The organism is Bartonella rattaustraliani AUST/NH4, from assembly GCF_000312565.1.
In the GTDB taxonomy this organism is placed as follows: domain Bacteria; phylum Pseudomonadota; class Alphaproteobacteria; order Rhizobiales; family Rhizobiaceae; genus Bartonella; species Bartonella rattaustraliani.
The window spans coordinates 1-10,335 of sequence record NZ_CALW02000075.1 but is presented as its reverse complement, the minus strand read 5'-3'; the positions used below and the strand labels follow the sequence as shown (position 1 = coordinate 10,335).

General features: G+C 38.5%; 6 protein-coding genes and 2 pseudogenes. 5 read left to right on the top strand and 3 right to left on the bottom strand.

Annotated elements, in window-relative coordinates:
- Window positions 1-576: 576 nt before the first annotated feature.
- The 3 genes and pseudogenes from BN67_RS12160 to BN67_RS09950 all read left to right on the top strand — a co-directional run.
- A pseudogene (locus tag BN67_RS12160) lies at window positions 577-729 on the top strand (DUF4102 domain-containing protein); the annotation flags it as partial.
- A 437-nt stretch (window positions 730-1,166) separates the two neighbouring features.
- Window positions 1,167-1,412, top strand: a complete 246-nt coding sequence (locus tag BN67_RS09955) for a hypothetical protein (protein ID WP_019223942.1) — start codon at window positions 1,167-1,169, stop codon at window positions 1,410-1,412.
- A 374-nt stretch (window positions 1,413-1,786) separates the two neighbouring features.
- Entirely contained in the window at window positions 1,787-2,014 is a 228-nt protein-coding gene (locus BN67_RS09950) for a hypothetical protein (protein WP_019223941.1), read from the top strand.
- Between the two features lie 1,132 nt (window positions 2,015-3,146).
- On the opposite strand, the gene BN67_RS12155 is transcribed toward BN67_RS09950, so the two are convergent.
- From BN67_RS12155 to BN67_RS09930, 3 genes are all read right to left on the bottom strand, one after another.
- Entirely contained in the window at window positions 3,147-6,251 is a 3,105-nt protein-coding gene (locus BN67_RS12155; RefSeq protein WP_019223939.1) for a restriction endonuclease, read from the bottom strand.
- 18 nt (window positions 6,252-6,269) lie between these two features.
- Window positions 6,270-8,270, bottom strand: coding sequence for a site-specific DNA-methyltransferase (locus BN67_RS09935; RefSeq protein ID WP_026088278.1), 2,001 nt, complete (start codon window positions 8,268-8,270; stop codon window positions 6,270-6,272).
- Window positions 8,271-8,477: 207 nt separating this feature from the next.
- A complete protein-coding gene (locus BN67_RS09930; RefSeq protein WP_019223937.1) occupies window positions 8,478-9,005 on the bottom strand; it encodes a hypothetical protein in 528 nt (175 codons plus the stop codon).
- A gap of 704 nt (window positions 9,006-9,709) precedes the next feature.
- Between BN67_RS09930 and BN67_RS15430 the strand changes: the two genes are divergently transcribed.
- Window positions 9,710-9,961 carry a tRNA-dependent cyclodipeptide synthase gene (locus BN67_RS15430; protein WP_425277077.1) on the top strand — a complete coding sequence of 84 codons (252 nt, stop codon included), beginning with the start codon at window positions 9,710-9,712 and terminating at the stop codon, window positions 9,959-9,961.
- Between the two features lie 121 nt (window positions 9,962-10,082).
- A pseudogene (locus tag BN67_RS15425) lies at window positions 10,083-10,268 on the top strand (tRNA-dependent cyclodipeptide synthase); the annotation flags it as partial.
- Window positions 10,269-10,335: the final 67 nt, after the last annotated feature.

Below are 10,335 nucleotides of genomic sequence, written 5' to 3'. Positions count from 1 at the left end.
AATTCTCTTAAAATGCCCACCTCTTCATCATGCCTTTTTAAAGTGCTCTGAACCTAGGAAGAAGTATCACGGCCCTATGCCTATCGCATTTCTACGCGTGAAAAACTTCGAAGATAGTACATAGACATGATAAATGCTTTGCTTCAGTACTTAAGTCCAGAAGAACCCCTCACCAATCAACATGGTCTATAATCAACCCGATCGTGAAACGCTCCAACGCTGATAATACTTTGCCTTAAAGCACGAGAGAGTAAGTTAGCGAAAGACGACAATAGAATCGTCTATTTTTTTGCAGGTTAATCACAGCGCAAAAGTTTAAGAGATCATAAGTCAGACCATCCCTCTCTCTGAGCTCAATCACTTACAAATTTGTTGACTTAGCAAAACTTTGTTATGTTTTGACAAGATATTGATTTATATAGATAATTTATCGTTATTCATATTGAATGAGAGTCCTGAATAACGTAAGATTCTCTTATTTCAAACCTGCTTATCTTGAATCAATCAAAACTACTCACTTGCACCTCACAAGTGGGATGAGTGTGTGGATAAAATTTGTATAAGAAAGAACTAAAAATGGCTCTTATGAACCGTCTTAATGCAAGGGCTGTCGCAACATTGGGGGCTGGTAAATATAATGATGGTGCCGGCTTATTACTTCATAAGCGTAAAGATGGTGGTGCTCAATGGATTTACCGTTATACAATTCACGGGCGCCGTCGTGAAATAGAAACGTTCATTACATTTAAGCAAAGTAAGCGCTTAAAAATCATAACGCCTAAACACGCATAGATGAAAACGCATACGAACCTAGTGAAAGCCAGCTCAAAACTCTCCCATTTTTCAGAATGATTCCTAGCGATGAGAAAAATACATCTCTTTTTACCACTGGAAGAACTTCATTTTATAAAAAAAGATTCTTTTATAAAAAACGAGAAATAAGCTTTGGGTTGGAATGACTTCTTCAGATAGGCAAGATTATTTATAAAAGCAACGGATTTTTAAGAATTTGTGCCATTTTATTTTTTAATAAATATGACAATTTCTATAGACAGTTTAAATATATATTGATTACAGTATAACTGTAGATAAACTATAAAGAGGGGAAAGATGAATCATATCTACATTATTTAGCACTATTTCTTGATTCAGCAAGCTTTGCTCATGTGGGGTCTGCGGATGCAAATGGAGGTGTTTCGCATCGGTCGCAAGCACGTGGATTTTTCGAAGTGTTTAATGACATTGTAAGAGGTACAGGAAATGGCGCAACTTTGGGGACTATAGGTGCAACTACTGGAACAATTTTCGGCAGGCTGCCTAGTGCCGCAACAGGAGGAATAATGAGAAGTGTTGCAGGTGCTTTCGCTGGTGGTGCTTATGAAGCTTTCAAACATAGCCGTTGGTACGAGTAAATTTTAGAATAATATGCTGAAATACTGCTGCGGAATGCTCAATCAAGCTGGAATTGCATCAGTAAATTGAGCAATAAGCTTCTTCTGATACGGAAGGTACGTTTCGTGTCAGAGTTGTGGTCAATAGTGTTTATAAGGGTTCTGCTTATATCAGTCGTCCAGAAATATTAATAACAGGGGAGAAAAAATGAAGCATTTATATTGCTCGTTTTTATATTGCTTTAGCAATTTACTTTAGTTCGATTATTTCCTCTCATGCTGCGTTTTTAAATAAGGAAACAAGTCATTTATATCATCCGGAATTATATCGCGCGAGTGAAGTTCTCAATGCTATTGCAAGGAGTGCAGTCATTGGCGTTGTTTTCGGTGCTCTTTTGGGCTATATTACTGGTTCTCTTGCCAAAGGCTTTACTGGAACCGTAAGAGGGACAATTATAGGCGCTGGTATTCTTGGAGCTATCGGCACAGCGAGTGGAACTTATGTGTTTGTCAAAAACATTCAAAAAGAAAAAGATGCCGCCCATTCTACAGATCTCTTTATCCAGAAAATGACCAAAAGTAATGACACGACCAGAGGTAATAAAATTTTACCAACACAGTAGGGGGAGTAAGATGAATCAAAAAACAGTTCAGAATAAACTTCTGGATACTCTTCCCGAAAATAAATTTGTGAAATATTTTTACATTAAAAATAAGTTTATAAAATGTCTCATCCTAAGCGTTTTATTGATAATATGGTTGAGTTATTTATATCACCGTGCATTCACGCCCTTAAGTGAAGCACAACACCATAATATCATAATACATCCCTTTTTCTATAAATTTCAACAAAGCTACAACGCTGCAACATGTTGAGGGCTGGGAGGCGCTATCGCAGTATGGATTGTAAAAAACACCTTCGCTGCATCTCGTCGTGGTTTCATAATTATGCTTTTTGTTGGCTTGATCACGGGTTATATCATTGGAGAACTCGAAATTGCCTATCATTTTACTGCTTTATAGGGACACAGAACTTTACTCACCTCAATAAACCACAATATTCATATGGATTTAAGACTTATTATCCCTTTTTCTTGATGACATATTCAATACGGATTTATTAGTGGCAATATAGATTTATTGGTTGCGTGAATAAAATAGATGCTCATGTTTAAAGGAATTGATCAAAATAACGAAGCAACGACATTATAGCAATCAGTAAACACGAATAAACTACGCTTCACCAATGAAAATGAGAGCATCCCGTCATCTCAGGACTGGCACCCTCAGCTTACTTCGTACCTTCTATTTGAAAGCACAGCATGTCTTTGTCAAACTTATTTTAAACAACCGCCTCAGGCAGTAAGTATTTATGGAATACGTCTCTATAGACTAATACTTTAAAAGATCGACAAGACAGCATAACAAACATAGCTTCCCTCATGAAGCCTTACCTATTAACGCATACGTATATTATGCGTCCAGAGCCATTTCTGTTAGAATCATTTTCTATTATATCGATCGACCAGGGGTGACTTCAATCAGAAAATGATATTAAGAAGATATATAGGTAGAGAACGAAACCATTTTTGAAAACAAAAATTGATAGAAGGACTGGGGGATGAGACATTACGACCGGTAGATTGAACTCTCGAGGAGATAATTTCTGTTATAAAAGTTGCATAAAAATAAGATAAACTGTGTGATAGATGATCAAAAAGACACCTTTAGAGCCATCTCATTCTCTCACAATGATCACACAACGTTTTTCTCTACCGCCTGTGCGACAGGCTTTGCGTCGCGCCATACAACAGCTTCTTTATAGTCTACCTCATTTAAGCTCTTAAAATGCAGTTTAGCGCAGCGAATTTTTGCATTTTCAATCACACGTCTTTGGGATTCAAGCAAGCTCCCCTTTGTTTCAACCACGAGATAAAGTTTATCAGCTCCATATTCATGAAGAAGAACGGCCCAATCTGGTGTGTAAGCTCCAAAAGGGGTCGCAATTTTAAAGCCACGGGGTAATTTGAAAAAGAAACGCACATCTTTATCATTCTCCAAATCTTGAGCAAAATTGCGCTCAATCTTGCTATTATCAACCTCGACATACTCATAAACGCTACGCTTACTTGGCACAACATTATCAAGATAGGCTAATATTTCTTCAGCCTCAAAAAGCTCTTGTGCCGAATAAGTCTCACCCTTAATCTGAATATAGCGCACACCATCGCTAAGCATTTCTGCTTTAGCCTGTTGCAATAAAGAGCAAGTTTGTTCAAGGAACTTTTCTGGATTTTTTAAAATCTCTTGCCCACGCTCGAAACGGCTTAAAATCTCAAAAAGAGTGGTTTCGGTAAGTTTCGTTTCATGGGTTAAAATGTCTAATATATCGGGAGTTTGTTCAATGATATGCGCCAATTCAATCCGCCGTGTGGTTTGAAGCTCTGCTTTCACGCCATCCTTTTTCACATCCAGTTCCGCTGTCGTTTCTGCGATATTTACCTTTTCAATAGGAGCCATCGAACATAGTTTTTTTACCGCAATATCAATAAAACGCGCTTTATCCATTTGCACACGGTAATGGGTTTTTTGGCTAATCCCTTCCCATATAGCTAAAAACTCTGGCGTTTCAAAAACACGCTCCTTGCGCTTAACCAAGACTTCTCTAGAACTGTTGCGAAGAGGCAAACGCATATCTGCTTTGCGTATTTCCTGAATAATCAGATGAGCAATAGGCTGATAGACGGCTGGAAGCGCTTCCGCTAAACTGTCAGAACGAATTTTCTCTTGAGCAATGCGGGTTAATTTTCTCTTTTTATCAATGAGATTTTGCTCCACCAACGCCTCTAGCAGTTTTTGCGCTGATTCATGACCAAACTTAACAGTCAGTTCTGTTGTTACCGGTGATTGGAAATTTGGCAACGAAGGTGTCGCTTCAAAGTCAAGATCGGTGGGCAAATAAAGCGACGTTCTCTCTTGTGCACTAAAATTTCTTGCTTGTGTATTTTGCTGCCACTCAGCATATTCTCGCTTCTTCTCCGCAGGCATTGCAACCCCCAATTGCGCTGCCACGGAGAGTGGAATGTCCATATCACAAAAAATCGAAGCATCCAACGCACCAAATTTAATGCCCGTTTCTTGTTCAATTTCTTTTTGCAGCTTCTCAGCAAATTCTGCAAAACTCTCTGTCGCGATAATATGCAAAAGATTGAGGTCCTTATCATAAATGCGCTCGCCTTCTTGGTTAACACAAAGGCGCAAACCACGGCCAATTCTTTGCCGAGCCGAAAGAACACTGCTTTGATCCAACAGGGTACAAACTTGAAATATATTGGGATTATCCCACCCTTCGCGTAAAGCCGAATGTGAAAAGATGAAACGCAAAGGCATTTGCATCGAAAGAAGCTTCTCTTTATCCTTCATAATCAAAGCATAGGTGTTATGGTCTCCCTTCGTGTCACCCCGCGTATCTGTGAGCACCCCCTTTTTATCCTTGCTGAAATAGCCATCATGTACGCGTTCTGCATCCATTACAAAAGGCAAGAATTGCTGAATCTCTTTATATTTGTCCAATTGAATAAGCTTGACATATTCTTCTTCAAACATGCGGGCATATTCGCCTTTTTGCGGTGCACCATCACCATAAATCCGATAATGAGCAACGTGATCAAGAAAGAATAAAGAGAGAACCTTAATTCCGAGAGGCAAAAGCCGCAATTCCTTATCCAAATGATGTTCAATGGTTTTGCGGATTTGCGCCCGGCGAATATCCTTTTCTGCTATATCACCAATCGCTTGCCCTAAATGGAGGCTGATTGAACCGTTAATTTCAATTTTTTCATGGTCTTCTCGACAATCAATATCGGTAATACGCCAATCTTTATAAATATCACGCTCTTTCGAAACCTGGAACAGATCATCCCCAGGTTTGACAATTCTTCTGATCCGTTTGACTTTACCTTTGGCATCTTTGCAGTCTAATTCAATTTTAGCTTTAAAACCATGGGCGCGGTCTACACTTAACAGACGCAAATAAGGAAGGTTGAAATTATCCTGAGAAGCAATAGAAGAAACGCTAATTTGCTTTACCAATCCGTACTGATAAGCATCAACAGGCGTAAGATTATAAAGAGTATTGATTTCTTCACGGTGGGTAGCAGAATAACGTAAAACAAAAAGCGGATTAAGCCAACTGAGAGCCTCGCGTGCCTTTTGTGTATTCACCACACTTTGCGGTTCATCAATAATCACCACGGGTTGCAGTTGTGAGATCAGATCTATCGGTCGTTCCCCATCCATTTTATCCATAGACTGATTAATAATATTCTCGCTTTTGCGAAAAGCATCAATATTGATAATCATCACTTCGATCGTGTGGCTACGGGCAAATTCGCGCACATCTGCCAAGCGCTTTGCCTCATAAATAAACCAGCGGATAGATTTTTTACCATAGATCTTTTGGAAATGTTCATGCGTTATTTCCAGAGATTTTTGCACCCCTTCACGAATAGCCACCGAAGGAACAACGATAACGAATTTATTCAAACCATAGCGCTCATGCAATTCATAAATGGTTTTGGTATAGACATAAGTCTTACCCGTTGCTGTTTCCATCGTGACACAAAATTGCTTTTGCGCCACATTATCGGTTAATGGGAGCTGATTGCGTTTTTGCACCTCGTGCAAATTAGCAGCCACTTTGTCCCAACCAACAGGCAGTTGATTCCCAACAAAATCGCCCACAAGATCATCAATACGCTTGATATAACGTTGAACAATTGGCTCTTCTCCTTGAAAAAGATCAACCACTGAAGCCACAGCCACATTCTGATAAGGCAATGTATTAAAATGTAATTTCATGATTTTTCCTGCTCATTCCTAAAGCCATCGAAAAGTAATTTCTGCTTCTTGTAATATCAGCTCGCTATTCACCATAACCGCATCATCATCAAAACAATGTTTGGCAAAAATCACCGTCCCAGGTGCATAATCGCGGATCAGTGCCTCAATGACTTCAATGGGGATAGATTTATCCAAACAGATAAACAAAGAACCATCTTCACCAATCACGTAAAAGCGCTTGCCTTCAATCTCAAGTGTCGAGAGTTTTTCGGTCAAAGGCACACCATATTTGAGAAAAGCCTCATAGATAATATCAATCTCGCACCGCCCTGCAACAAACCGATCCAGAATATCTTTCATACGCTCAACAAGAGTGGACCATCGTTGCTCTTCTGTCATGCCTGAGAAATCATCATTCCAGCGCTTAAAGTTAGAACTGTCTAGCTTGAAACACCGAAAACCAACATCTAAAACCTCACCGATACAATCAGCCTTCCGCTCGCTCGCGTCCTCAGACAGAACTTTCTTGCGTCTGTATTCTTTAAATGAGGTTTTATTCTCCATTGCTGCTTTGATTTTTTCGCCCGCACGGCGGATACGCTCACGTCCAATATCAGCAATGGTTTTATAACCTGCTTTAAAAGCTTCAGAACCCTCTGCTGTTGCCTCAGGCAATTGCACCATAATAAAGCGACGCTTACCGCCATCTTCTGCATTGAGTTGCATCACTGCATGAGCGGTTGTGGCAGAACCAGAAAAAAAGTCAAGAATCACTTCATTGCAATTAACAGAGGCTATTTTAGTTAGAATCTTTATCAAAGTCGTTGGTTTGGGATAATCAAAATAGCTTTTACCTTCAAATAAAGATTGAATCTGCTTTGTTCCAAAAGCTGTATTTTTAGGATCTTCTTCACTCAATAGCTCTTCTAACTCATCAATAATTTCACTTTGTAGCCATGCTGCATACAATTTAGTTCTAAACTCCCCCTCAAGAGGTTGATAAATTTTTTCATACGCCTCCCACCTACCATCACCACGTTGTTTAAACTCAATATCTTCATTTTTTAGTGCTGTTTCAAATCTATCCTTACTCCAACGCCAACACCCCTCACTTCCATCTGGTAACATTGGGAATACCTCAATACCTTCGTAAGAATTGATAGAATAAAATAAATTAGGACGATCTTCACGTTTTGAATTACTTCCCCATTTTCTCGCTAATTGTATTTTATAAAAGCGTTTTTTCTTTTGATCAAATTTAGGAAATATTTCATCTGATTTTATTTTCCTACCCGTTGTAAATAATTCAGAATTTTTGGCATACACCAACACATACTCATGATTTTGTAATAAATTTTTATCATCAGCTCCTCCTCCACGACCTTTCCAAGGCAAACAAGCCACAAAATTGTCTTCGCCGAACACCTCATCACAAAGCTTACGCAGATTATGTACCTCGTGGTCATCAATTGAGATAAAAATCACCCCATCATCACGCAACAGTGTTTTGGCAATCAGCAAGCGCGGATACATCATACTTAACCAATTAGAATGGTATCGCCCAGCTGTTTCTGGGTTGGCGCGCATAGTTTGGCACGTCGCCTGCTTATAAGAACCTATCGGGTCTTTGAAATCATCCTTATAAACAAAATCATTGCCCGTATTATAAGGTGGGTCGATATAGATCATCTTCACTTGCCGCAAATAAGCACGCTGCAGCAGTTTAAGAACCTCTAAATTATCCCCCTCAATATAAAGATTTTGTGTTGTCTCCCAATCTTTACTTTCCTCAAAATAAGGGCGTAATGTAGCACTAGAGCGTCTTTGCGCCAACTTGAGGCTTTCCTGCTTACCTTTCCATTCAAAACGGTATTTTTCGTGATCATTGTCAAAATCATCCCCCAATAAAAGGCGCAGCATATCTTCATCAAATTTACCTTCCACGACTGCTTCAGGCAAAAGACGTTTAATCTCTTCAATCCGCAAAGCCAGATTATCCAGTGATTCTCCTACAACACGTTCTTTAAGGCGGTTCATGAGAAGCATTTTCCTTTTTTTCTATAGTTCTATCCCTACACCAAGCACGCTTATGCCATACAAGAAAGTAATTCAAATTAATTCAACATAAACAGATTTGAAATGAGAAATTGCCACAATATTCAGAGTTATGATCCAAATTACACAACGACAGTTTATCATTATAAATCAATACATTGCATTTGACATAATTTTTCCTGCTCATCCCTAAAGCCATCGAAAGGTAATTTCTGCTTCTTGTAATATCAGCTCGCTATTCACCATAACCGCATCATCATCAAAACAATGTTTGGCAAAAATCACCGTCCCAGGTGCATAATCGCAGATCAGTGCCTCAATGACTTCAATGGGGATAGATTTATCCAAACAGATAAACAAAGAACCATCTTCACCAATCACGTAAAAGCGCTTGCCTTCAATCTCAAGTGTCGAGAGTTTTTCGGTCAAGGGCACACCATATTTGAGAAAAGCCTCATAGATAATATCAATCTCGCGCCGCCCTGCAACAAACCGATCCAGAATATCTTTCATACGCTCAACAAGAGTGGACCATCGTTGCTCTTCTGTCATGCCTGAGAAATCATCATTCCAGCGCTTAAAGTTAGAACTGTCTAGCTTGAAACACCGAAAACCAACATCTAAAACCTCACCGATACAATCAGCCTTCCGCTCGCTCGCGTCCTCAGACAGAACTTTCTTGCGTCTGTATTCTTTAAATGAGGTTTTATTCCCCATTGCTGCTTTGATTTTTCCATTCTTTCAACATAGCAAAAACTTATCAAAAGCCAATTTTAAGCTTTTATAAAAGCAAGAGAAACCACAAAGCACCTAGCGCAACCTTCACTGAAAGAGCTCTGCTCTTGTCAGTTTTAGAATAAGACAGCTGCAGATATTATTTTTTAAACTTTCATAAGCTCCGTAATCCACGATATAATATGATAATCGCTCCATTTATTCTCATGATTATTGAGAGATTCCTCTCCTCTATGACCCAAAGTGCATAACTATCACATATCCTTGTCAAAAATCAAAAGACGATCATGAAAAGACTTTTGCTATGGCTTTTTATTCTCGACAAATATTTTTCCACACGGCACCCCATCTACCAACATTTCAACTTGATACATGCCCAACTTCTCTTAACCTTCTTGCACTGGATCAACATCAAATCCAAGCTGTTAAATTTGGAAACACGCCCATATTAAGAGCTAAAGTGGTACAAACCCTTATGTGTATCTTATGGTAACTGAACAGATCAACGATCCTTTATGATTTTTACAAAGCAATTTATTTATTTTACAAAATTATTATGATGAAGCGATTAATCATTTATTTTTTAAGAAATGAGGATTTCGCAATCAGGCATTGTGATATAATGCGGGTGTAGGGGAAAGTATGGATTTACAAAAAGCGATGCCAATGCTCATTTTTCATTTTCTATAAAGGGACAATCGGAGAATTGCTCTTGTTTAATCGCGATGAAGCAACATATTATGATTGGTATAAGCCCGTTTAACTTAAGATTTTCAGAAAAGTATATCACTGAACTCATCTATTGGAGTGCAAAAAAATTCGATAGGATTGACATATTACTCCCAGATATAGCATCTGCGATGCTTCTTATATTAGCATCTGACGCAACGAAAGCTAAAGCAGATAAGACGCATATTATACAATATTCAGAGTTTTAATCATTTAGAGAAATTATTTCGCATTCTTGACTTCTCTCAATATAAGAAAAACGAAAATTACAAAACACTAAAATCAAAAGCTATAAATTTGTACAAACAAAATCAATAACTTAGAGCGTTATGCACGAAAATGTCAAACCAAGCAGTTGGACATCGGGCAAAAAGCGTGGAATTATCAACTGAAGAAATAAAGCGTTTTGAAACAACAGATATTTCTATTGAATATATATTCGATGAAATACCGTTCTACGTTAATACCCCATCTTTACTCAATATAGAAAGCTTAAGTTTTGGCATACCATCGTGAATGGCCAGTAGGAAAATTGTTACTCAGTAGCAAATCATCTTATCTATGTTGATAAACAACAAAGCCA